This window comes from Rhodanobacter humi (genome assembly GCF_041107455.1).
GTDB lineage: Bacteria > Pseudomonadota > Gammaproteobacteria > Xanthomonadales > Rhodanobacteraceae > Rhodanobacter_A.
Genome location: NZ_JBGBPY010000001.1, coordinates 1,644,939 through 1,668,647 on the forward strand (window position 1 = coordinate 1,644,939; position 23,709 = coordinate 1,668,647).

At 68.9% G+C, this 23,709-nt stretch carries 21 protein-coding genes; 11 read left to right on the plus strand and 10 right to left on the minus strand.

Annotated features, from left to right (window positions below; genetic code table 11):
* Positions 1 to 79 precede the first annotated feature (79 nt).
* Positions 80 to 781, plus strand: coding sequence for a tRNA (guanosine(46)-N7)-methyltransferase TrmB (gene trmB / locus AB7878_RS07290; RefSeq protein ID WP_369493724.1), 702 nt, complete (start codon positions 80 to 82; stop codon positions 779 to 781).
* A gap of 343 nt (positions 782 to 1,124) precedes the next feature.
* A complete protein-coding gene (locus AB7878_RS07295) occupies positions 1,125 to 2,942 on the plus strand; it encodes an SLC13 family permease (RefSeq protein ID WP_369495737.1) in 1,818 nt (605 codons plus the stop codon).
* Positions 2,943 to 2,987: 45 nt separating this feature from the next.
* Here the strand turns inward: AB7878_RS07295 and AB7878_RS07300 are convergent, their stop codons facing one another.
* Positions 2,988 to 3,344, minus strand: coding sequence for a Rieske (2Fe-2S) protein (locus tag AB7878_RS07300; RefSeq protein ID WP_369493725.1), 357 nt, complete (start codon positions 3,342 to 3,344; stop codon positions 2,988 to 2,990).
* 78 nt (positions 3,345 to 3,422) lie between these two features.
* Between AB7878_RS07300 and AB7878_RS07305 the strand changes: the two genes are divergently transcribed.
* The 4 genes from AB7878_RS07305 to AB7878_RS07320 all read left to right on the plus strand — a co-directional run bounded on the left by AB7878_RS07305 (position 3,423) and on the right by AB7878_RS07320 (position 7,438).
* Positions 3,423 to 3,698 carry a hypothetical protein gene (locus AB7878_RS07305; protein WP_369493726.1) on the plus strand — a complete coding sequence of 92 codons (276 nt, stop codon included), beginning with the start codon at positions 3,423 to 3,425 and terminating at the stop codon, positions 3,696 to 3,698.
* 82 nt (positions 3,699 to 3,780) lie between these two features.
* Positions 3,781 to 4,641 carry a methylated-DNA--[protein]-cysteine S-methyltransferase gene (locus tag AB7878_RS07310; protein ID WP_369493727.1) on the plus strand — a complete coding sequence of 287 codons (861 nt, stop codon included), beginning with the start codon at positions 3,781 to 3,783 and terminating at the stop codon, positions 4,639 to 4,641.
* Positions 4,642 to 4,913: 272 nt separating this feature from the next.
* Entirely contained in the window at positions 4,914 to 5,834 is a 921-nt protein-coding gene (gene yedA, locus AB7878_RS07315; protein WP_369493728.1) for a drug/metabolite exporter YedA, read from the plus strand.
* Between the two features lie 212 nt (positions 5,835 to 6,046).
* Complete coding sequence (locus AB7878_RS07320; RefSeq protein ID WP_369495738.1) at positions 6,047 to 7,438, plus strand: short-chain fatty acid transporter; 1,392 nt, start codon at positions 6,047 to 6,049, stop codon at positions 7,436 to 7,438.
* A gap of 100 nt (positions 7,439 to 7,538) precedes the next feature.
* Here the strand turns inward: AB7878_RS07320 and AB7878_RS07325 are convergent, their stop codons facing one another.
* The 5 genes from AB7878_RS07325 to AB7878_RS07345 form a co-directional block, all read right to left on the minus strand.
* On the minus strand, positions 7,539 to 8,858 hold the full coding sequence (locus tag AB7878_RS07325) for an ABC transporter permease (protein ID WP_369493729.1): 1,320 nt from the start codon (positions 8,856 to 8,858) through the stop codon (positions 7,539 to 7,541).
* Positions 8,859 to 8,868: 10 nt separating this feature from the next.
* Entirely contained in the window at positions 8,869 to 10,035 is a 1,167-nt protein-coding gene (locus tag AB7878_RS07330; protein WP_369493730.1) for an ABC transporter permease, read from the minus strand.
* Positions 10,036 to 10,045: 10 nt separating this feature from the next.
* Positions 10,046 to 10,732: an ABC transporter ATP-binding protein gene (locus AB7878_RS07335; RefSeq protein WP_369493731.1), complete on the minus strand. Its 687-nt coding sequence runs from the start codon at positions 10,730 to 10,732 to the stop codon at positions 10,046 to 10,048.
* Between the two features lie 120 nt (positions 10,733 to 10,852).
* Positions 10,853 to 12,100, minus strand: a complete 1,248-nt coding sequence (locus AB7878_RS07340; protein WP_369493732.1) for an efflux RND transporter periplasmic adaptor subunit — start codon at positions 12,098 to 12,100, stop codon at positions 10,853 to 10,855.
* Between the two features lie 198 nt (positions 12,101 to 12,298).
* The gene (locus tag AB7878_RS07345) at positions 12,299 to 12,721 is read right to left on the minus strand and encodes a YciI family protein (protein ID WP_369493733.1); all 423 of its coding nucleotides are present in this window, start codon (positions 12,719 to 12,721) and stop codon (positions 12,299 to 12,301) included.
* Between the two features lie 243 nt (positions 12,722 to 12,964).
* Between AB7878_RS07345 and AB7878_RS07350 the strand changes: the two genes are divergently transcribed.
* The 3 genes from AB7878_RS07350 (at position 12,965) to AB7878_RS07360 (ending at position 15,877) form a co-directional block, all read left to right on the plus strand.
* A complete protein-coding gene (locus AB7878_RS07350) occupies positions 12,965 to 13,651 on the plus strand; it encodes a fumarylacetoacetate hydrolase family protein (RefSeq protein WP_369493734.1) in 687 nt (228 codons plus the stop codon).
* Positions 13,652 to 13,900: 249 nt separating this feature from the next.
* Positions 13,901 to 14,311: a large-conductance mechanosensitive channel protein MscL gene (gene mscL / locus AB7878_RS07355; protein ID WP_077485036.1), complete on the plus strand. Its 411-nt coding sequence runs from the start codon at positions 13,901 to 13,903 to the stop codon at positions 14,309 to 14,311.
* A gap of 129 nt (positions 14,312 to 14,440) precedes the next feature.
* Entirely contained in the window at positions 14,441 to 15,877 is a 1,437-nt protein-coding gene (locus tag AB7878_RS07360) for a M20/M25/M40 family metallo-hydrolase (protein ID WP_369493735.1), read from the plus strand.
* A gap of 54 nt (positions 15,878 to 15,931) precedes the next feature.
* Here AB7878_RS07360 and AB7878_RS07365 read toward each other — a convergent pair whose 3' ends face one another.
* From AB7878_RS07365 to AB7878_RS07375, 3 genes are all read right to left on the minus strand, one after another.
* Positions 15,932 to 19,045, minus strand: a complete 3,114-nt coding sequence (locus AB7878_RS07365) for an efflux RND transporter permease subunit (protein ID WP_500809104.1) — start codon at positions 19,043 to 19,045, stop codon at positions 15,932 to 15,934.
* A gap of 232 nt (positions 19,046 to 19,277) precedes the next feature.
* Positions 19,278 to 20,405 carry an efflux RND transporter periplasmic adaptor subunit gene (locus AB7878_RS07370; protein WP_369493737.1) on the minus strand — a complete coding sequence of 376 codons (1,128 nt, stop codon included), beginning with the start codon at positions 20,403 to 20,405 and terminating at the stop codon, positions 19,278 to 19,280.
* 209 nt (positions 20,406 to 20,614) lie between these two features.
* Positions 20,615 to 21,079, minus strand: coding sequence for a MarR family winged helix-turn-helix transcriptional regulator (locus tag AB7878_RS07375; RefSeq protein WP_369493738.1), 465 nt, complete (start codon positions 21,077 to 21,079; stop codon positions 20,615 to 20,617).
* 56 nt (positions 21,080 to 21,135) lie between these two features.
* Between AB7878_RS07375 and AB7878_RS07380 the strand changes: the two genes are divergently transcribed.
* The gene (locus AB7878_RS07380) at positions 21,136 to 21,660 is read left to right on the plus strand and encodes an O-acetyl-ADP-ribose deacetylase (protein WP_369493739.1); all 525 of its coding nucleotides are present in this window, start codon (positions 21,136 to 21,138) and stop codon (positions 21,658 to 21,660) included.
* Positions 21,661 to 21,762: 102 nt separating this feature from the next.
* On the opposite strand, the gene AB7878_RS07385 is transcribed toward AB7878_RS07380, so the two are convergent.
* Positions 21,763 to 23,460 (minus strand): BatD family protein, encoded by a 1,698-nt coding sequence (locus AB7878_RS07385; protein ID WP_369493740.1) that lies wholly within the window; start codon positions 23,458 to 23,460, stop codon positions 21,763 to 21,765.
* Positions 23,461 to 23,482: 22 nt separating this feature from the next.
* Here AB7878_RS07385 and AB7878_RS07390 point away from each other — a divergent pair, with 22 nt between their 5' ends.
* Positions 23,483 to 23,701 (plus strand): hypothetical protein, encoded by a 219-nt coding sequence (locus tag AB7878_RS07390; protein ID WP_369493741.1) that lies wholly within the window; start codon positions 23,483 to 23,485, stop codon positions 23,699 to 23,701.
* Positions 23,702 to 23,709 lie beyond the last annotated feature (8 nt).

Genomic DNA, 23,709 nt, shown 5'->3' on the forward strand with positions numbered 1-23,709 from the left:
CCGCTCCGCCCGTACCCTCACCCGCCTGCGGCACCATCTCCCGGAGGGAGAGGGATTCACTCGACACGTTTCGCCTGACATGACCGACCATCCCGTCCCCGAACATCTCCGCCGCATCCGCAGCTTCGTCCTTCGCGAAGGCCGCATGACGCCGGCGCAGCAGCGCGCGTTCGACGAGCACTGGTCGCGCTTCGGCATCGACTACACGGGCAGTGCGCAGGACTACGCCGCCCGCTTCGGCCGGCTCGCGCCGCTGGTGCTGGAAATCGGCTTCGGCAACGGCGAGGCACTGGCCTGGGCCAGTGAGCACGACCTGGCGCGCGACTACCTCGGCGTGGAAGTGCACGGCCCCGGCGTGGGCCGGCTGATGAATGCGCTGGCCGCGCGCGACGCGCGCAACGTGCGCCTCTACAAGCATGACGCGGTGGAAGTGCTGGAAAACGAGATCCCGCCCGGCACGCTGGCCGAGGCGCGCATCTGGTTCCCCGATCCCTGGCACAAGAAGCGCCACAACAAGCGCCGCATCATCCAGCCGGCGTTCGTCGCCCTGCTCGCCTCACGCATGGCGCCCGACGGCCTGCTGCACCTGGCCACCGACTGGCAGCCCTACGCCGAGCACATGCTGGAAACGATGGAAGCGGCGCCGGACTGGCGCAATGCTCTTGCACCCGGCCAGTACGCCGAGAAACCGGCATGGCGCATCGAGACCCACTTCGAGCGGCGCGGGCTGAAGCTGGGGCATGGGGTGTGGGATCTGCTGTACCGAGCTCCAATCAAATAAGAGCAACGCCGCCCTGGGCGGCGTTTCGTTTGCCCCCTCTCCCGCTTGCGGACGCGGGGAAGGGCCATGGATGGCCCTGCTTTGGGGAGCGAGGAAGAGGGTTGGGGAGAGGGCATACCGCGTCTCGTTTGCTCCCTCCCCCTCCGGGGAGAGGAGGTGAACGCAAAAAGCGTGTCCTGGAATGGAGCGGCGGTTCACCAGCCCTTGCATCGCGCCGCTTATACTTGCGCGATCCTGCCAGGGACGAGCGCCGCAGCGTGAATCCGCCACTGCCACCCCGCATCCACCCACGTCCAGTGCCCGTCCGGGAAGCGCGCTAGTGCCACTCACGCTCACCCCCGAAATGATCCTGGTGCTCGGGCTGGTGGGCTTCACCATGCTGATGCTGGTGCTGGAGTGGATCCGCGCCGACATGGTGGCGCTGCTGGTGGTGGTGGTGATCGGCCTCACCGGGGTGATCCCCTCCGACCGCGTGTTCAACGGCTTCGCCGGCAACGCGGTGATCGCGATCATCGCGATCATGATCATGGGCGAGGGACTGGATCGCGCCGGCGTGCTCAACCTCACCGCGCACATGGTGATGCGGCTGGCCAAGGGCATGGAGTCGCGCCTCGGCCTGGTGATCAACCTGATGGCCAGCCTGTTCAGCGCGGTGATCCCCAGCCAAGCGCTGGCCGCGCTGATGATCCCGGTGTCGAGCCGACTGTCCGCGCGCACCGGCGTGCCGCTGTCGAAGCTGCTGCTGCCGATGGCGTTCTGCATCCTCACCGGCACCAACACCACGCTGATCGCGAACTCGCCGCTGATCGTGCTGAACGACCTGATCGCCAGCGCGAACGCGAACCTGCTGCCGGGCGCACACACCATCCCGAAGTTCGGCCTGTTCAGCGTCACCCCGGCCGGCCTCGCGCTGGCCGCGGTGGGCGTGGCGTACTTCTATTTCTTCGGCCGCAAGCTGCTGCCCGGCCACGAGGACGAGCGCCTGAAGGTGACGCCCGGCCGCACCGAGAGCTATTTCGCCGACACCTACGGCATCGTGGGCGAGACCGCCGAGCTCACCGTCACCGCCGAAAGCCCGCTGGTGGGCATGAGCATCGGCGAGGCCGAGCAGTTGCATGACTCGCCGATGATCCTGGCGATCAAGAGCGGCAACGAGGCGCGCATGGCGCCGCCGGCCGACCATGTGATCTGGGTGGGTTCGGTGCTCGGCGTGCTGGGGCCGCGCGAGCAGCTCAACCGCTTCGCCAACAACCAGCTGTGCCGGCTGTCCACCCGCATGCGCCAGCTGACCGAGCTGTTCAACCCCACCCGCGCGGGCATTTCCGAGGTGGTGATCCCGCCGGTGTCACGCTTCATCAAGCACACCATCGGCGAGCTGCGCCTGCGCAAGCGCTTCGGCATCTCGGTGCTGGCGGTGAACCGCGGCGAGCAGGTGTTGCGCGACGACGTGCGCGCGGTGACGCTGCGCGCCGGCGACACCGTGGTGGTGCACAGCACCTGGCGCGACCTCTCGCTGGCCTCGGAAGACCGCGACCTGGTGGTGGTCACCGACATCCCGAAGGAGGAGCAGCGCCCCGGCAAGATCTGGCAGGCGGTGGGCTTCTTCGTGCTGGCGAAGTGCCTGGCGCTGTTCACCAACCTGGACCTTTCCGTCGCGATGATGTGCGGCGCCATCGGCATGCTGCTGTCCGGCGTGCTGAACATGGACGAGGCCTACAAGGCGATCAACTGGAAGACGATTTTCGTGACGGCGTGCCTCATTCCGCTGGGCTGGTCGATGGACGCCACCGGCACCGCCGCGTGGCTGGCGCAATACGTGCTGCACTACCTCGGCCACGCCTCGCCGTGGGTGCTGCAGGGCACGCTGGCCGTGCTCACCCTGCTGTTCTCGCAGGTGATGTCCAACGTGGGCGCCACGGTGATGATGGTGCCGATCGCGATCTCGGTGGCGGTGGCCACCGGCGGCAACCCCTCCGCCTACGCGCTGATCGTGGCGGTGTCCTCGTCCAACACCTTCCTGCTCAGCTCCGGCCACCCCGCGCTGATGATGGTCACCGGCCCCGGCGGCTACAAGGGCCGGGACTTCCTGCGCGTGGGCGCGCCGCTGACGCTCGCGATGCTGATCGTCACCCTGGTGTCGATCAACCTGCTGTTTCGCTGAATTTGAAGAGTGCGGCCAAGGATGGCCGCCCATTTGATTCTGCGATCAAGGACGATCGCAAGGGACAAGCCACACTTCGCCATCGCGCAACTCCACGGCCAGCACGCGCAGGTGTTCGCCGCGGCAGGGGCCGGCCACGCAGACACCATCGCGGCGGTCGAAGCTGGCGCCGTGCACGGCGCAGATCAGCAATTCGTCCTTGAGCAGGAACTGGCCCGGCGCGTAGTCCAGCCGACGGCCGGCGTGGGGGCAGACGTTGAGCCAGGCGCGCACGGCGTCGCCACGGCGATCGACGATCACGCTCTCGCCGGCTAGCGCAGCCACGCTCTCGATCGCAGTGGCGCCGCCGTCGGGAATCGCGTCCAGCCGGCACAGCAGGGAGGTGGGGAAAACGGTATCCATCGGCACTTGTCTCGCAGGCCGGATGGCCTCATGGTGTCGCGCGTAACTCATTGATTTTAGCACACGGATTTTTAACACATGCGCCTTCATCTGCCCTCGCCCCGTCGTTCCCGCCACCCGCTGGTGCGCGCCCTGTCGCTGCTGATCGGCGTCGTCGTGCTGGGTGTGCTGCTGGTGTTCGGCCTGGCCGTGGCCGGCGTGTTGCTGATCGGTGGCGCCATCCTGCTGGCATGGCGGCAGTGGAAGCAGGCCCGCATGCCGCGGGCTGCAGCGAACACGCCGAACAAGCCTGCGCCGGACGTGCTGGAAGGCGAGTTCGTGGTGATCCGCCAGGGTCGCCCGGTCGCGCACTGAAGAACCTGCTCCAGCGCAGGATCCGGATGGTGCCCAGTGTCGCCTCGGCACAACATGGCGGCACGCACCATCGGATGACGCCATGAACGCCCGCCCCGCTCCCCTCGCCGATACCCTCGAACGCGTGCGCGCCCGCATCGAGCGCGCCGACGCGGCGCCCACGCTCGATGCATTGGCGCAGTTCGCGCAACTGAGTCCAGGCCATCTGCAGCGCGCGTTCCGCCGCCGCTATGGCGTGAGTCCGGCCGAATACCATCGCGCCCGCCGCTTCGGCCAGTTCAAGGCCGCGCTGCAAGGCGGCGCGGCGGTCACCGACGCGGTGTACGAGGCCGGCTTCGGCTCCGGCAGCCGCGTCTACGAGCACAGCGACCGCTTGCTCGGCATGACCCCGGCCAGCTACCGCGCCGGCGGTGCGGGCGCCAGCATCCGCTACACCACCACGGCCACGCCGCTGGGTCGCTTGCTGGTGGCGGCCACCGCGCGCGGCATCTGCGCGGTGACCCTGGGCGCGGACGACGCCGAACTCGCGGCGCGGCTCGCTGCCGAATTCCCGCAGGCCGCGCGCGAGCGCGTGGACGCGGGCCGCGAGGAATGGCTGGACGCGGTGATCGCCCGCATCGCCTGCGAACTGGGCTGGAGCGGGGCCGCCGCGCCCGCGCTGCCGCCGCTGGACGTGGCCGCCACCGCGTTCCAGTGGCGGGTGTGGGATGCGCTGACGAAGATCCCCGCCGGCCAGACGCGCAGCTACGGCGAACTGGCCGCCGCGATCGGCGCGCCGAAGGCCGCCCGCGCGGTAGGCAACGCCTGCGGCAACAACCGGCTCGCCCTGATCGTGCCCTGCCACCGCGTGGTGCGCGAGGACGGTACGCCAGGCGGCTGGCGCTGGGGCGTGGAGCGCAAGCGCGAGTTGCTGGCGCGCGAGCGGCGCGGCGCGAAACGCTAGCAGACACCTGTAGGAGCGCACCCTGTGCGCGAATGCTTTTGCTTCGATCAACGTCAGAGCATTCGCGCACAGGGTGCGCTCCTACACGGCTCCCGCCTTGACGCCGCCTCAAGCCTGCCTTGCGGAAGACTCGCTACCTCACGGCCGGCGCCTCCTGCATCATCCACGCTGTCGCCGTTCCCCCGCGGCGATGCGCGGCGTCGGTCGAAGTCCCGGATGGCTCCTTGCCTGTAGACTGCGCCGCGCGCAACACCCCTCTGCCGAGTCCCGTCATGAACGATGCCACCACCCTCGCCGCCGCCGGCGCGGGAAACGCCGCCGTCGACCGCTCCCGCCTGCTGGTGCCGCTGGGTCTGCTGGCGTTGTACGTGATCTGGGGCTCGACCTATCTGGGCATCCGTTTCGCGCTGGCAAGCTGGCCGCCGTTCCTGCTCGCCGGCGTGCGCTTCCTGATCGCCGGCACGCTGTTGTTCGGCTTTCTGCGCCTGCGCGGCGTGGCGCCGCCCACGTGGCGGCAGTGGCGCAACGCGGCGGTGGTCGGTGTGTTGCTGCTCGGCCTCGGCAATGGCCTGGTGTGCTTTGCCGAGGAGCGCGTGAGCTCGGGCATCGCCGCGGTGGCGGTGGCCAGCATGCCGCTGTTCGCCGCGCTGTTCGGCAGTTGGTACGGGCACCGGCCGAACCGGCGCGAGACGCTGGGGCTGCTGGTCGGCTTCGCCGGCGTGATCGTGCTCAATCTCGGCGGCGACCTCTCCGGCTCGCGCATCGCCGCGCTGGCGCTGCTGGTGGCCGCTGCCGCGTGGGCGTTCGGTTCGGTGTGGAGCAAGCAGCAGGACATGCCGGCCGGTCCGATGAACACCGCCGCGCAGATGCTGTGCGGCGGTGTGGCGTTGCTGCTGATGGGCTTAGTCAGCGGCGAGCAGCTGCCTGCGCACCCCACGCTGCATGCGAACCTCGCGCTGGCTTATCTGGTGGTGTTCGGCTCGCTGATCGGTTTCAGCGCCTACCTCTACGTGCTCAAGCACGCGCGCCCCGTGCTTGCCACCAGCTACGCCTACGTGAACCCGCCGGTGGCGGTGCTGTTCGGCATGTTGCTGGCGGGCGAGCACGTCGGGCCGGTGGAAATCGCCGGCATGGCGATCATCCTGCTTGGCGTCGCGACGATCACGCTGGCGCGGCAGAAGCGGGCGGCGTAGGGGCGCACCCCGTGCGCGAATGTTTCGACGCTGATCGAAGCGCCAGAGCATTCGCGCACAGAGCCTGCCCCGGACTTGATCCTGGGGTGCGCTCCTACACGTAGCTGTGCCTCGACCTTGGTCGGCTTGCCCCGCGCGCCGGCCGCGCGCCACCATGCCCGCGGCATCGCATGAGAGGAAGCCGGGGCATGAACGCGACGAACGAAGGCCGGATGGCACGCCTGGCGCTACGCAGCGCGGCGTGGTCGGAGCGCTGGTATCCCGACGCCTGGGTGTTCGCCGCGTTGGGCGTCGTGATCGTGGCGCTCGCCGCGCTGGCCTTCGGCTCGACGCCGGTGGCCACGATGAATGCGTTCGGCGACGGCTTCTGGAGCCTGATCCCGTTCACCATGCAGATGGCCTTCGTGGTGATCGGCGGCTACGTGGTGGCCACCGCGCCGGTGGTGGCGCGCTTCATCGACCTGCTGGCGCGGGTGCCGAAGAGCGGTCGCGGCGCGATCTGCTACGTGGCGCTGGTGAGCATGCTGGCCTCGCTGCTGTCGTGGGGCTTCTCGCTGGTATTCGGCGGCCTGCTGGTGCGCGCGCTGGCGCGGCGCACCGACCTGCGCATGGATTACCGCGCGGCCGGCGCGGCGGCCTACCTCGGCCTGGGCGCGATCTGGGCGATGGGCCTGTCGTCCTCCGCCGCGCAGTTGCAGGCGAACCCGGCCAGCATGCCTCCGGGCCTCTTGGCGATCACCGGCGTGCTGCCGTTCACCAGCACCCTCTTTCTGTGGCAATCGCTGGCGCTCACCGCCTGCCTGATCGTGGCCTCGCTGCTGGTGTGCTGGTTCACCGCGCCAACGGAACGGAACGCGCGCACCGCGGAGGATTTCGGCGTCACCGAAGCCGCCGCCGTGCCGGAACTGCCGCCGCGCACGCGCCCCGGCGAGTGGCTGGAATACAGCCCGCTGCTGTCGGTGCTGATCGGCCTGCTGGGCCTGGGCTGGCTCGCGCATGAATTCGCCACCAAGGAAGCGGTGAGCGCGATCGCCAATCTCAACACCTACAACTTCCTGTTCCTCACCGTGGGTCTGCTGCTGCACTGGCGTCCGCGCAGCTTCCTCGACGCGGTGGCGCGCGCGGTGCCGAGCACCGCGGGCGTGCTGATCCAGTTTCCGCTGTACGGCGGCATCGCCTTCCTGCTCACCCACGCGCAGGGTGCGGACGGCGCCACGCTGGCGCATCGCCTGTCGCAGCTCTTCGTGCACGTGGCCAGCACCGACAGCTTCCCCGCGGTGATGGGCGCGTACTCGGCGATACTCGGCTTCTTCGTGCCTTCCGGCGGCGGCAAGTGGCTGGTCGAGGCGCCCTACGTGATGCAGGCGGCGAACGACCTGCACGTGCACCTGGGCTGGGCGGTGCAGGTGTACAACGCTGCCGAGGCGCTGCCGAATCTCATCAACCCGTTCTGGATGCTGCCTCTGCTCGGCGTGCTGGGCCTGAAGGCGCGCGACGTGGTGGGCTACACCTTCGTGCAGCTGCTGGTGCACGTGCCGCTGGTGCTGGGGTTGTTGTGGCTGTTGGGCCTCACGCTGACTTACGTGGCGCCGGTGATGCCGTAGGAGCGCACCCTGTGCGCGAACGCTCTTCGTCAAGAGCCATTCGCGCACAGAGCCTGCCCCGGACTTGATCCGGGGGTGCGCTCCTACAGTCGACGTCCGATCAAAGCTCGCGCAGCGCCGTGGTCACCGGCAAGCGCGCGGCGCGCACGGCGGGGAACAGGCCGCCGACGAAACCGATCGCCAGCGCCCACTTCAGGCCGGTCCACAGCAGCGCGGATGTCACCGCCAGTTCGAAGCTGAGCTTGCCTACCGTGCCGGCGGCGAGGGTGGAGGCGCCATAGCCGTTGAAGACCAGCCAGGCCAGCGCGCCGCCGATGACGCCGCCGAGCAGGGCCAGCAACATGGTCTCCAGCATCACCGCCACCACCACCGGCAGACCGCGGAAGCCGATCGCGCGCAGCGTGGCGATCTCGCGGGCGCGCGTGGCCACCGCGGCGAACATGGTGTTGAGCGCGCCGAACATCGCGCCGATCGCCATGATCAGGCCCACCGTGATGCCCATGATGCGGATCACCGTGCTCATGCCCTCGGACTGCTTCGCGTAGTAGGCAAGCGTGGTGTCGGTGTCCACCTTCAGCTGCGGGTTCGCGGCCAGCGCGGCCTTGAACGCGTCGAACGCCTGCGGGTTCGCGAGTTTCGCCACGACCGAGGCGCGGCTGCTGCCGCGGCGGTAGGTGTCGGACACCACGTTGGCGTCGCCCCACACTTCCGAATCCATCGCGTCGCCGGAGGCGAACACGCCGACCACGGTCCACAGCTGGCTGCCCAGACGCACCTGGTGGCCGGGCACCAGGCCGGCGAACTGCTGCGCCGCGCCCTTGCCCACGTCCAGCTCGCGCATGCCCGGATTGAACCTGCGTCCCTCGATGATCTTCACCTGCGGCCGCACCGCCCAGGCCTCGTCGCCCACGCCGCGCAGCTGCACGCTGCCCTCGTCGTCGGCGCTGCCGCCCTTCATCGGCAGGTTGGCGGCGACCACCAGTTCCGGCGAGGCCAGCGGCTGGCCCTTGGCGTCGCGCGCGATGCCCGGCGTCTGCACGATCTGCACGATGCTGTCGTGGTCGAGCACCGACATCACCTCGGAGGCCGAGGCGCCGCGCATCACGATGGCGGTGTCGACGTTGCCGGTCTTGCGCAGCGTCTCGCTGTAGCCCTCGCCCATCGCCAGCAGCGCCACCAGCACGCCGACCACGCCGGCGATGCCGATCACGATCACCGCGGACGAACCCAGCCGCTGGCGCAGCGTGCTGATGCCCACGCCGGTGACCGAGGCGGCCTGCCGGCCGTGGCGGGTGAACGCCATCCACAGCGCACCCAGCACCACCAGCGCCAGCACGACCGGCCACTGCAGCCTCACCCAGATCGCCAGCGCCACGGCCAGCGCGATCAGCAGGCCAAGATTGATGAAAAACCTTTTCATGGTGTTCTCCTCAGCGCCCGGCCAGCGCATCGACGATGTTGAGTCGCATCGCGCGCACTGCCGGCAGCGCGCCCACCAGCAGGCCGATCAGCACCATCAGTACCAGGCCCAGCACCCAGCTGCCGGCACCCACCGTGGGCAGGTTGAGCATGCCGCCGCTGTGCGCGCTGACGCCGGGGATCAGCACGGCGGCCAACCCCAGCCCGAGCACGCCGCCGATCAAGAGCAGCAGCACCGATTCGGCCAGCACCATCGCCAGCACGCTGCGGCTGGAGAAGCCGATCGTCTTCAGCACCGCCAGCTCCGAGGTGCGCTCGCGCACCGCCTGCATCATGGTGTTGCCCGACAGCAGCAGCAGGGTGAAGAACACCGCGCCCATGATCGAGCCCACGATCAGGCCGATGTCGGCCAGCTGCTTCATCCAGTTCGCGGTGGCGGCCTGCTCGGTCTGCGTGCGCGTCTCGTGATCGGAGTTCGCCGACAGCGCATCGATCGCCCGCGCCACGCGGTCGGCCTGGTTCACGTCGGCCACGCGGGTGACGTACCAGCCCACGGTGCCGCGGTTGTACGGCGTGGTCTCGTCGAAGTACTTCCAGTGCAGCAGGAACATCTGGTCGTAGAAGCCCGCGGACTTCTTGTCCTTCGCGTGCATGATGCCGACGATGTCGAAGGTCCAGGTCTTGTTGCCGCTCTTGTCCGGGAAGATGGTGGACTGCAGCGGGATCTTGTCGCCCACCTTCCAGTGGAAGCGCTGCGCCAGCGTCTCGCCGACCAGCGCGCCGGTGCGCGTGTCGTCGAACGCCTTGCGCTGGGCCGGGTCCACCTCGATCTCGGGGTAGGCATCCAGGTAGTTCGGCGCCACCGCGAAGCTGAAGACCTGGTTGTGCGGATCCTGGTAGGCACCACCGAACCAGTTCGCGTAGGTCACCATCTTCACGCCCGGCACCTTGGCGATCTGCGTCTCCAGCGCCTGCGGCAAGGTCTGGATGAAGGAGAGTCTCGAGCCGGTCTGCAGGCGCTCGGCGCCGTTCGCGCTCTGCCCGGCCTGGTCGAACGAGGTGCGCACCGCGTCCAGCATGCCGAACAGCAGGAACGCCGCGACGATCGACACCAGGGTGAGGATGGTGCGGGTCTTGCGCCGGAACAGCGCGGCCCAGATGAGGTGGAAGTATTTCATGGCGCTGTCCTCAGGCCGTCGCTTGTTCGACGAGGGTGCCCTTGTCCAGATGCAGGGTGTGGTTCGCGTACTCGGCGGCCTTGGGGTCGTGGGTAACCATCACGATGGTCTTTCCGTGCTCGCGGTTGAGCGTGCGCAAGAGGCCCAGCACGTCCTCGGCGCTCTGGCGGTCGAGGTCGCCGGTGGGCTCGTCGCACACCAGCAGGGTGGGATCGGAGACGATCGCGCGGGCGATCGCCACGCGCTGTTGCTGGCCGCCGGACAGCTCGCTGGGCTTGTGCGAGGCGCGGTCCGCCAGCCCCACCAGTTGCAGCGCGATGGCCGCGTTCTTCTTGCGCTGCGCACCGGAGAGTTTGGTCAGCAGCAGCGGCAGTTCCACGTTGCGCTGCGCGGAGAGCATCGGCATCAGGTTGTAGAACTGGAACACGAAGCCCACGTTGGACGCGCGCCACTTCGCCAGCGCGCCGCCGCCGAGCTGGTCGATGCGCTGGCCGCCCACGCCGATGCTGCCGGCGGTGGGCGAGTCGAGGCCGCCGATCAGGTTGAGCAAGGTGGTCTTGCCCGAGCCCGACGGCCCCATCAACGCGAGGAAATCGCCCTCGGCGATATCGAGGTTGATGTGGTGCAGCACCTCGACCTTCTGCTTGCCGCGCTCGTAGACCTTGGAGAGGTCGCGGATCTGGATCAGTGTGTCCATTGCTGTTTCTCCGATGTGTGTCTGTATTTTGCGAGCCGGTAGGAGCGCACCCTGTGCGCGACAGCTTTTGCTCCGATCAATCGCCAGCGCCATCGCGCACAGGGTGCGCTCCTACAACAATCACGGTTTCGCTGTTTCCGTCTGTACATCCGCGCCGTCGCGCAGCGCGGCCGGCGGCGACAACACCACCGCGTCGCCGGCCTGCAGCGCGTCCGGGATCAGCTTCATGTCGCCGTAGTTCTGCGCCGTCGGCTGCACCGTGCGCAGCTGCGCCTTGCCGCCGGCGACCACGAACACCACGCTGCGGCCGTCGCGCTGCGCGATCGCCTTGGCCGGCACCAGCACGCCCTTCGGCGCCTGCGCCACGTTCGTGGTTTTCTGTTCGAGGAAGGACACCCGCACGCCCATGTCGGGCACGATGCGCGCGTCCTTCTTTTCCAGCGCCACGCGCACCTTCACCGTGGCCTTGCCGCGGTCGGCGGCGGGCACGATGGCGATCACGTGGGCGGGAATCTTCCAGTCCGGGTAGGCGTCGAGCACCGCCTCGGCGGGCATGTCCGGCTTGACGCGGCCGATGTAGGCCTCGTTCACGTCCACGTCCACTTCCAGCGACTCCATGTCGACGATCGTGCCGATGCCGGTGCGGGTGAAGCCGCCGCCGGCGGAGAACGGCGAGACGATCTCGCCCACTTGGGCGTCCTTGGTGGTGATCACGCCGTCGAACGGCGCACGGATCACGCAGTAGTCGAAGTTGACCTGCGCCTCGACCACTTGCGCATCGGCCGCGGCCACCTGCTTCTGCTGCGACACCAGCTGCGCGCGCGTGCTGTCGACCAGGGTGCGTGCCTGTTCCGCCGTCTGTTTCGGCACCAGTCCCCGTGCGGCCAGCGACTGCTGGCGCGTCGCATCGCGCTCGTTCTGTGCCAGCTGCGCCTGGTATTGCGCCACCAGCGCATGCGCGGCAGCGGCCTGCGCCTTGACGGCGTCCAGTGCGGCCTTGTACGCGCTGTCGTCCAGCCGGGCCAGCACCTGGCCCTTCTTCACGCGGTCGCCTTCCTCGATCAGCACCGCGGTGAGCGTGCCGGTGATCTGCGCCGACACCGTGGCCTGCCGCCGCGCGGTGACGTAGCCGGTGGCCTGCAGCACCGCGCCGGCGCCCGGATCGCTGGCCGGCGACACCGCGGTGGCGGTCTGCACCGCGATCGCGCGATGGCTCGTCGCCCACCACACGGCGCTGCCGACCAGCGCCAGCAGCAGCGCGACGGCAAGCACGATCCACGGCCAGCGCGCCGGCCCACCGCGGTGGTCGTCGCGCTGGTGCTTCTCGATGCGCAATTCCTTCAGCAACTCGGCCTGGCTCACCGTCATCCCCGCGACTCCGTGATGCACGACACCGTAGCGGCTCCCGGGCCGGCGCGGCCACGGGCGGTTATCAGCCATCGACGATGACAGATGTCATCCCGCCCGTGCAATCGGCGGCAATGGCCTTGTCCGTGCCGGCAAGATTGGCCTTGTCGCCGTGTCGGCCACAACCATCGGCGGGCAAGCCCGCTGTGGTCGGCGGACTCAAGTGCCATGGAGCTTTGCGCGGTTCCGGTCGCGGATCACCTTGGTCTCCGGCGTCTGGACCGCCTCGAATTCAGCCATCCCTATCAGCGGGCGGATTTCGGCCCCGCCTGGCCCCAGCACGCCGTCCGGTGCACGCATCACCCAGGCCATCGCCTCTTCCATGTCTTCGACTTCCAGGATCATGAAGCCGGCGACCAGCTCCTTGGTCTCGGCGAAAGGCCCGTCGACGACGATACGGTGGGCGCCATCGGACACGATGCGCTTGCCGTTCGAGGAAGGCGTCAGGCCGCCGAGCGCGACCAGGACGCCGGCGTCGATCAACTCCTCGTTGAATTTGCTCATCGCCTCAAGCGCCGCGGGATCGATGCTCGCGCCTTTTTCAGTGCCGTCGGTCGCCTTCCCCATCACCATCACGCGCATCGCCAGTCTCCTTGCCGGAGCCGGTCGCCCGGCCTTTACGGAAACGACGAACGGAGCCTTCGAAAATCGACACGCTCCTGCGCATTTTCAACGGCGGGCAGAAGCAGGCCAGCCGCCCGTGGTCGGCACCCGCGGGATGTCCGGCGTTTGCCGGAACGTGCCGGATCGCGCGAAGGCAAGCCTGCGGGCTGCGCGGAGACATCGAGCGGACTCCGGGGCCACGCGGCAGCTACACTGCCGCGCATGGACTACGCCATCGCCCCGCCTCCCGTGCCCAGCCTGCCGTTCCTCGGCAGCGCGCTGCGCTTCCCGGTACGCCGCATCTTCTGCATCGGCCGCAACTACGCCGAACACGCGAAGGAAATGGGCGCCGCCGTGGAAACCGGCCGGCCGATGTTCTTCTGCAAGCCGGCTGACGCGGTAGTGGCCGACGGCGCCGACGTGCCCTACCCCTCCGCCACGGCCGAGCTGCACCACGAGGTGGAGATGGTGCTGGCGCTGGGCGCGGGCGGGCGCGACGTGCCGGCGGAACGCGCCGCTGCGCTGGTCTGGGGCGTGGGCGTGGGGCTGGACCTCACCCGCCGCGACCTGCAGGCGCAGGCCAAGGCCAAGGGCCACCCTTGGGACGTGGCCAAGGCCTTCGACCACTCCGCGCCGGTCTCGGCGCTGCACCAGCTGGACGGCGCCCTGCCAGGCCCCGGCACCGGCTTGCGCCTGACGGTGAACGGCGAGTTGCGCCAGCAGGCGCGGCTGGGCGAGATGATCCACGACGTGCCGCACCTCCTCGCCGCGCTGTCCACCCTGTTCGAGCTGAAGCCGGGCGACCTGGTGTTCACCGGCACCCCCGCCGGGGTGGCCGCGCTGCAGCGCGGCGACCGCTTCCATGCCGAGCTGGCCGGTATCGCCACGCTGGATGGCCGCATCGCCTGAGAGGCTATGATTTTTCAGCCTCTCAGCCCGGCCATGGATGGCCGGACGCGAGTCTGTCACGCAAGTGACTGATTCGCGGAGGCGCGTACGGACATGCGCCGGACGCGCCGATGGAAAATTCCACAGGATGTGGAATTTTCCACAGGCTCTGAGCCGTCGCAAGATTCTGCCGCCTGCGTTCATTCCGCGACTGCAAATGCTGCGCTAGAGTCCTCTCGCCATCCGGCATACCAATCGGGGAGAAGATCCATGGGCATGATGCAGGAGTTCAAGGCGTTCGCCATGCGCGGCAACGTGATGGACATGGCCGTCGGTATCGTGATCGGCGGCGCGTTCGGCAAGATCGTCAGCTCGCTGGTCAGCGACGTGATCATGCCGCCGATCGGCGTGATCACCGGCGGCATCGACTTCTCCGCCATGAAATGGGTGCTCAAACCCGGCGACGACAGCGACCCCAAGCACAAGATCGCCGAGGTGGCGATCAACTACGGCACCTTCATCAATACCATCATCACCTTCATCATCATCGCGTTCGCAATCTTCATGGTCATCAAGCTGATGAACCGGATGCAGAAGAAGCAGGAGGAAGCACCTGCCGCGCCGCCGGCCGACGTGGCCCTGCTCACCGAGATCCGCGACCTGCTGAAGAACAAGCCCTGACGCATGGAAGCGCGAAGGCCGGGCGCCGCGCGGCGCCCGGCCTTCGCGTTTCTGCATGGCATGACTTCCGGCCTGTGCGACCCGGGGACGCCGCTGCATAATCGGGAACCCGCCGTCAGGAGTCTCCGCATGCGCCGTCTTCCGCTCACCCTGCTCGCCGCCAGCCTGCTGCTCGCGGCCGGCACCGCCAGCGCCGCCGATACCGCCATCCCCGCCACGGCCGTAAAGACGGCCGAACAGCTGCGCGACCGGGCGCTAGCCGACGGCACCGCCTATGCCGTGCTGAAGTCGCTGACCACCGAGGTGGGTCCGCGCCTGGCCGGCAGCGAGGCCGACCAGCGCGCCCGCGACTGGGCGGTGGCGAAGTTCAAGGCGCTGGGTTTCGACAAGGTCTATGTCGAGCCAGTGACCTATCCCAAGTGGGTGCGCCGCCACGAGAGCGGTGCCATCGTGGCGCCGTTCCCGCAGCCCTTCGTGCTCACCGCGCTGGGCTATTCGCCGGGCACGCCCGCGGGCGGGCTCACCGCGCAGGTGGTCGGCTTCGACAGCCTCGCCGCGCTGAAGGCCGCCGACCCGGCCGCGATCCAGGGCAAGATCGTCTACGTGGGCTTCCGCATGCAGCGCCACCAGGACGGCCATGACTACGGCATGGGCTCGATGGTGCGCGTGGCCGGCCCGGTGATCGCCGCCGCGAAGGGTGCCGCCGGCTACCTGTTGCGCTCGGCCGGCACCGACGCGCACCAGCGCATCGCCCACACCGGCGTCACCGGCTTCAAGCCCGGTGACAAGGCGATCCCCGCCGCCGCGCTCTCCAACCCCGACGCCGACCAGCTCGAACGCGCGCTGGCCTACGGCAAGCCGGTGACGGTGAAGCTCGATCTCGACTGCGGTTTCGACGGCGACTACACCGGCGCCAACGTGATCGGCGAGATCACCGGCCGCAAGCATCCCGACCAGGTCGTCGCCATCGGCGGCCACCTGGATTCCTGGGACCCGGGCACCGGCGCGATCGACGACGGCGCCGGCATCGCCATCTCGATGGCCGCCGCCAAGCTGATCCACGACCTGCCGCAGCGCCCCGACCGCACCATCCGCGTGATCGCCTTCGCGAACGAGGAGATGGGCTTGTGGGGCGCGCGCGCCTACGCCGACAAGCACGCGAAGGAAGTGTCGAAGTTCATGCTCGGCACCGACTCCGACCTCGGCGCCGGCAAGGTCTACCGCATGAGCGCCAGCGTGGCGCCTTACGCGCGGCCAGCCATGGCGCAGATCGCCGACGTGCTGAAGCCACTGGGCGTGGCATACGACGCCAGCCGGCCGGGCGGCGGCGGCTCCGACCTCGGCGCCATGCACGCCAAGGGCATGGCCGCGCTCACCCTGAACCAGGACGCCACCCACTACTTCGACTGGCACCACACGCCGAACGACACGCTGGACAAGGTCGATCCCAAAGAACTGGCGCAGAACGTGGCGGTGTACGCGGCGTGGACGTACATGACCGCGCAGGCCGACGGCGATTTCGGCTCCGCGCCCGGGGCGTTCAAGAGCGACGGCGCCGAGGAATGACATCGGCGACGGCACGCGGAAACGAAAGAGGCGGCCCGCGGGCCGCCTTTTTCATCATGGCGCCGGCAAGCTTTCCGCCGCCGGCTTGCGCTTGCTCCCGAACCGCTGCTGCAACCGATCCATGTACAGGTAGATCACCGGCGTCAGGTACAGGGTGAGCACCTGCGACACCACCAGGCCACCCACCACGGCGAGGCCCAGCGGGCGGCGCGAGGAGGCGCCGGCGCCGATGCCCAGCGCGATCGGCAAGGTGCCGGCGAACGCAGCCATCGTCGTCATCATGATCGGGCGGAAGCGCACGTGGCAGGCCTCGACGATGGCCTCGGCGGGCGACATGCCTTCCACGCGCTGCCGCTCCAGCGCGAAGTCGATCAGCATGATCGCGTTCTTCTTCACGATGCCGATCAGCATCACGATGCCGACGAAGGAGAACAGGTCCAGCGGCGCATGGAACAGCATCAGCGTGAGCAGCGCGCCCACGCCCGCCGCGGGCAGGCCGGAGAGGATGGTCAGCGGGTGGATGAAGCTCTCGTACAGGATGCCCAGCACCAGGTAGATCACGAACAACGCCAGCACCAGCAAGAGGCCCATGCCCTGCATCGACTGCTCGAAGGCCTGCGCGGTGCCCTGCACGCTGCCGGTGATCGAGGCGGGCAGACCGAGCTTGCGCATCGCGCCGTCGATCTCGCCCACCGCCTGGCTGAGGCTTACGCCCGGCGCGAGGTTGAACGAGATGGTCACCGCGGGCAGCTCGCCCTGATGGTTGACGGTGAGCGGCTGCGCCTTGCGCTCGAAACTGGCGACCGTGCTGAGCGGCACCAGGGTGCCGGTGTTCGAGGTGACGTAGAGCTGCGACAGGATCGCCGGGTCGTTCTGCAGCGCGTACTTCACCTGCAGGATCACCCAGTACTGCGTGGCCGCGCCGTAGATCGTCGACACCTGGCCCTCGCCGAACGCGGTGCCCAGCGCGTTCTGCACCTGGCGCATGCTGAGGCCCAGCGGCGCCAGCTTGGAGCGATCCACCTTGACGTCGATCGCCGGGCCGTTGAGGTCGAGGTCGCTGGTGACGTCCTGGAAACCCGGCAGCTGCGCAAACGCGGCGAGCACCTTGCCCGACTCGGCGTACAGCGCGTCGAGGTCCGTGGACTGCAGCGTGTACTGGTACTGCGCCTTCGACGCGCGCCCACCCACCTGGATCGCCGGCGGGTTCTGCACGTAGGCGCGGATGCCCGGCACCTTGGCGAACTTCGCCCGCAGCTCCTGCATGATCTGATCGGGATCGAGCGGGCGCTCGTTCGCCGGCTTCAGCCGCATGAAGATCGAACCGTTGTTGGTGGTGGTGCGCGAGCCGCCCGAACCCACCGAGGACATGTAGGCGGCGATGTTCGGATCCTTGCCCACGATCGCCGCCAGCTGCTGCTGGCGCGCGCTCATGCCGGCGATGGAGATGTCGTCGGGGCCTTCGGTGTTGACGAACAGCTGGCCGGTGTCCCCCGCGGGAATGAAGTCCTTGTTCACCACCACGAACAGCACGGCGGTGGCGACGAGGCTCGCGAAGAACACGCCCAGCACCGTGCGCGGATGCGCCACCGCCCATCCCAGCGAGCGGTTGTAGCCGTCGCGCACGTGGTTGAAGCCGGCATCGAACCACAACGCCACGCGCGATTTCTTTTCGTGCTCAGCGTGCTTCACGAAGCGGCTGCACAGCATCGGCGTGAGCGTGATCGAGACGAAGCCGGAGATCAGGATCGCGGTGGAGATCACCACCGCGAACTCGCGGAACAGCCGGCCCACGATGCCGCCCATGAACATCACCGGCAGGAACACCGCCACCAGTGACAGCGTCATCGAGAAGATCGTGAAGCCGATCTCGGCAGAGCCCTTGATCGAGGCCTCGTAGGGGTCCATGCCGGCCTCGACGTGGCGCACGATGTTCTCCAGCATCACGATCGCGTCGTCCACCACGAAGCCGACCACCAGGGTCAGCGCGAGCAGCGAGAGGTTGTCGAGGCTGTAGCCCAGCGCGTACATCACGCCGAAGGTGCCGATCACCGACACCGGCAGCGCCAGTGCGGGGATCAGCGTGGCCGAGGCGTTGCCGAGGAACAGGTAGATCACCAGGATCACCAGCACGCCGGCCAGCAGCAACGTGTACTGCACGTCGTCCACCGAGGAGCGGATCGAATCGGAACGGTCGTACAGCGTCTGCAGCTGGATCGATGGCGGCAGCGTGGCCTGGAACTGCGGCAGCACCGCACGGATGCGGTCGATCGTGGCCACGGTGTTGGAACCGGGCTGGCGGTCGATCGCCAACACCACCGCGCGCTTGCCGTTGAACCAGCTCGCCACCTGGTCGTTCTGCACGCCGTCTGCGGCATGGCCGAGCTGCGACAGCGTGACCGGCGCGCCGTTGCGCCAGGCCACGATGATGTCGTTGTACGGCGCCGCCTCCTGCAACTGGCCGTTCGAGCTCACCTGCAGCAGCTGGCGCTCGCCGTTGAGCGAACCGGTGGCGAGGTTGACGTTGGCGTCCGCGATTGCCTGCTGCAGCGTGTCGATGCCGATGCCGTTCGCGGCGAGCTTCGCGGGGTCGACGCTGATGCGCACGGCGTACTTCTGTGAGCCGAACACGCTGACCTGGGCCACGCCCTCCACCATCGACAGCTCCTGCGCCAGCCGCGTCTCGCCGTATTCGTCCACGGTGGACAGCGGCAGCGTGTCGGAGCTGAGCGCGAGGTAGAGGATCGCCTTGTCCGCCGGATTCACCTTGCGGAAGGTGGGCGGCGTGGGCATGTTCGTGGGCAGCTGGCGCTGCGCCGCCGAGATCGCCGCCTGCACGTCCTGCGCGGCGCCGTCGATGTTGCGGCTGAGGTCGAAGGTCAGCGTGATCGAGGTCGAGCCCAGCGCGCTGGTCGAGGTCATCTGGCTGATGCCGGCGATGGTGGAGAACTGGTTCTCCAGCGGTGTGGCCACCGCGGTGGCCATGGTCTCCGGCGAGGCGCCCGGCAGGCTCGCGCTCACCGAGATGGTAGGAAAGTCCACGTTCGGCAGCTCGTTCACCGGCAGCTTCGGATACGCGGCCACGCCGAACACGATCAGCGCGATCATCAGCAGCGCCGTCATGACGGGTCGGCGTATGCAGAGTGCCGGGAGATTCAAAGAGCCCATCCTCTGCGCGAGCACCGCGCTTCACGGCCTACGTGCCGCCAAGCGAGCGAACCCGCACGGCACGTTCGCCCCCTCGCCCCGAAGGGGAGGGGGTTGGGGTGAGGGACTGCGCTCGCCACAGCCCCCATCGAAGCGCCGTAGGAGCGCACCCTGTGCGCGAACGCTCTTTGCACGAAATGGCGCAAAGCCAATCGCGCACAGGGTGCGCTCCTACAGCGAAGCATCGCGGCGCTCACCCCGCCACCACCTGCACCCGCGTGCCGTTGGTCAGCAGCATCTGTCCGTCAGTGACCACCTGCTCGCCGCCGGCGAGGCCCTTCTCGATCACGATGCGGCCGCCGTTGCTGGTGCCCGCGGTGACCATGCGCTGCTGCGCCGTGCCGTCCGCGTCCACCACGAACACGAAGCTGCCGTTAGGCGAGTTCTGCAGCGCCGTCACCGGCACCGTGACCACGTCGTGCAGGCGTGCGGTGGGCAGGGTCACCTGCACGAACTGGCCGGGGGTGAGGCGGTCGTCGCCGTTGGCATAGCTCGCCTTCAGCTGGATCGTGCCGGTGCCGCTGTCCACCGCGTTGTTGATGAAGTCCAGCGTGGCCGGTATCGGTGCGGTCGTCGCGCCCGGCACCTGCACGCTCACCGCCAAGCTGCCGCGCGCGGCCGCCGCCTTGATGCCGTCCAGCGCCGATTCCGGCACGGAGAACGTCAGGTGGATCGGCCGGACCTGGTTGAGCACCACGAGGTTGGTGCTGTTCGCGCTCACCTGCGCGCCGGGATACACCAGCGGCGCGCCGGCGATGCTGTCCACCGGCGCCTTGATCTGCGCGTAGCCGAGCTGGGTCTGCGCCATCTCCACCGCGGCCTGGTCCGCCTTCACCGAGGCGGCGTAGATGCCGACGTTCGCGCGGTAGCCGTCGTAGTCGGTCTTCGATACGTAGCCCTTGGCCAGCATCGGCGTGTAGCGGCGCAACACCTGTTCGGCATTCGCAAGCTGGGCCTGGTCCTTGGCGAGATTGCCGCGCGCCTGGTCCAGCTGCGCCTGCAGCAGGCTGGGATCGATGCGCGCGATCACCTCGCCCTGGTGCACGCGCCCGCCCGGCGTGAACGCGACCGCCTGCAGCTGGCCATTGACGCGCGACTGCACGGTCACGGTGGAATACGCCTCGGCGTAGCCGTTCACCTTCAGCGAGAGATCGAGATCGCCGCGCTCGGCCCGCGTCACCTTCACCGGCACCGCCTGCGCGGCCGCCGGCTTGCCCGGCGCTGCCTTGTCGCGGTTCGACCAGGCGTGCGCGACCAGCGCAGCCAGCACCACCACGACCAGCAGCGCCACGGGTTTCTTCCAGGAGATGCGCTGCGGCATGGGGTCTCCGCTGATGGAATGCGAGCTTTCCCGTCGACCGGGGATCCGCGGCGTCAAGCGCCGGGAAATCGGCAGGAACCAAACAGGGAATCAACGCGTCATGCAACGAGGCGTTGACTGTCGCGACATATTTTGCGCCGAACCGGCGCCGCGTCGGCCACGACGACCGGCACTTGCCCGCGACGCCGGTTGCGGCGAATGCGGCGCGCCTACGGCTGGCCGGCCGGCGGCGGCTCGGTCGCGTCCAGCGCCTGCAGGTTCTCCTTGATCCGGCCGATCACTTCCAGCGCCTGCTTCAGCTCGTCGTACTCGATGCCCCGGGTGGCCTCGCCGCGCAGCACGCGCGCGATCCGCTCCATGTCGTCCACCACGTCATGCGCCTGCGCGGTGACGTACAACCGCCACGCACGGCGGTCCCTCGGATCCGGCCGGCGCTCCACGAAGCCGGCCGCCTGCAGGCGGTCGATCACCCGGCCCACCGCGATCGGCTCCATCTCCAGCGACTCGGCCAGCTCGTTCTGGCGCATGCCCTCGCGGTAGTACAGCATCTTGGTGGCGCGCCACTGCGCGCGAGTGAGGCCAAACTTCACCGCGCGCCGGTCGAAATGCTTGCGGAACAGCAAGGTCACGTCGTTCAGCAGGTAGCCGAAGGAAAGCTCTTCCGTTTTCGCCATGATGGTTGCAACCTCGCCGTCACATGCCTCAAGCATAAGCCGAAGCGCCCGTCGCCATGCTGATCTCAGTCATCGCCGCCGATATCACCACACTCGCCGTGGACGCCATCGTCAATGCGGCGAACGAAACCCTGTTGGGTGGCGGCGGAGTCGACGGCGCGATCCACCGCGCCGCCGGCCCCGCGCTGCTGGAAGCTTGCCGGGCGTTGCCGCCCGTCGCGCCCGGCGTGCGCTGCCCCACCGGCGAGGCGCGCATCACGCCCGGCTTCGCGCTGCCGGCGCGCTGGGTGATCCACACCGTGGGCCCGGTCTGGCACGGCGGCGGCGGCGGCGAGGCGGACCTGCTGGCAAGCTGCCATCGCAACGTGCTGCGCCTCGCACGCGAACGCGGCCTGCGCCGCATCGCGTTCCCCGCGATCAGCTGCGGCGTGTACGGTTACCCCGCACCACTGGCGGCCAGGGTCGCGCTGGGCACGCTGCGCGAGGAATTGGCCACGCATCCGGATTTCGAGCTCATTCTGTGCTGCTTCGGTGAACCGATGCGCGCAGTGTTCCAGGCGGCGCTTGACGAGGTGGCGTAGGAGCGGCTTCAGCCGCGACTGGCGGCTAGGGAATCGCGGCTGAAGCCGCTCCTACAGCCGCTCCTACGGCCGCTCCTGCAGCTGCTCCAATTGCAACCATTCCTACAGCTTGAACGGATACAGCGGCGGCAAGGCGTCGGCATCGATCTTGCCGGCCTCGTGCCACGCGAAGCCGCGCTTGAAAACCTCGGCGAGATCATCGCCGCCTGCGGCCGTCGACGCAGCGGCGCCATAGCAGCGATGCTGCAATTCGGCCAGCGCGCGTCGCTGCGCCTCGTCCGCCAGCGCGGTGTGCAGCGCGCCGGGATGCTGGATCGCCGGCCGCTCCGCCTGCGCCCACGCCAGCAGGCTGCGCAACTGCGCCCCCGCATCGCTGCCGCGCGCGGCGGCCAGGAAAGCCTGGCGCGCGCGGCGCACGGATTCGGCAGCCCCGCTGCCCGCTGCAACGGCGGCGGGGCCGTGCGCCGCACGCCGACGCCACAGCCACCATGCCAGCACGCTGAGCAACCACAGCAGCAGGCTGGCCAGCGCGATCCAGCGCCACGCCGCATCGTGCGACATGGTGCTCACCGGTACCGCAGCAACCGGTTCCGCCGCAGCTGGTGTCGACGAAGCGGCGGGCGGCGCACTCGTGCCGACCGCGGCGGGCGACACGGCCGCCGCACCGACTGCCGGCAGCACGGTGATGCTGTGCGCGGGAATCTCGGCGGTCTGTTCCTGCCCCGTGTCCACGTCGAACCAGCGCAGTGTGGTGGCAGGAAGGGTCAACGTGCCGGCCCGCTCGGGCACCACCGCGAATGCGCGCTGGCGGCTGCCGACCAGCCACGGACCATCGTTGGCGGTGGCGGTCGCCGGCTGGTCCGGATATACCGTGGCGCCCTGCAGCGTCGGCAGGCTCAGCGTCGGCAGCGTCTCGGACGGCAGGCCGGTGGCGCTGAGCTTCATCACGAGGTTGATCGGCTGGCCCACGCGCACCGGCGTGTTCGCATCGGGCCAGCCGGAAAGCGTGAGGCTGAGCGCACGCGCCGGCAGCCACGCCGACTTGCCCCAGTCCGCCGGCGCCGCCTGCACCGGCACCGCGAGCGCGGGCGCGCTGGCCGATACCGGCGTGCCCGCGCCGAAGAAACTGTCCGGATCGCTCGGGTCCAGCGCCTCGCCCTGGAAGCCCAGCGCGGGAATCTGCAGCGTGCCGGCATGCTGCGGCACCAGCGCGTAGCGCCGCTCGATCACGTGGTACTGGCGGCCGCCGCGCACCGCGTCGTAACGCAGGTCGCCGCCGACCTGGCTGAGCTGCACGCCATCGATCTGCGGTGTGTCCAGCGAACCGCTGCTGATGTTGCCGCTGTAATAGAGCCGCACCACGTAGCTGAGCTGCTGGCCCACCCAGGCCCGCTGCGGCGTGATCTCGGCCTCCATGAACAGGCTCTTGTGCATGGCGGCGGCCGCGGCCGGATCCGGCGCATCGACCTCGAGTATGAGCGGCGCGGTCTGCGCACCGCCCACCGTGAGCGAGGGAATCGTGAGCGTGCCCGCATGCTTCGGCCGCAGCACCACGCCGATCACCAGCTCGGCGCTGCGCTTGCCATTGACGATGCTGAGGCTGCTGCTCTGCGAGCGGCCGAGGATGTCGAAGTCCTGCTGCAGCGGGCCGAGATCAGGCATCGCCACGTTGCCGCCGCCGTCGACATGCAGGTTCAGCGTCACCGTCTCGCCCAGCTGCATGCTGCTGCGATCCAGCGTGGCCTGCACGCCGGCGGCGTGCGCCAGCACCGGCACGACCAGGCAAAGCAGCAAGCACAAGCATTGAAGAGTGCGGCCAGGGATGGCCGCCCATTTGATCTTCGCGCTCATGGACGAACGCACTAGCGCACCGCCATGGATGGCCGCCCGTTTGACTTTCGCGATCATGGACGAACGCAAAAACAAACAGCCAAGGATGGCCGCCCGTTTGATCCTCGCGCTCATGGACGAGCGCAAAAACAAACAGCCAGGGATGACCGCCCGTTTGATCTCCGCGGTCGGGGACGAACGCAAAACTTGAAGAGTGCG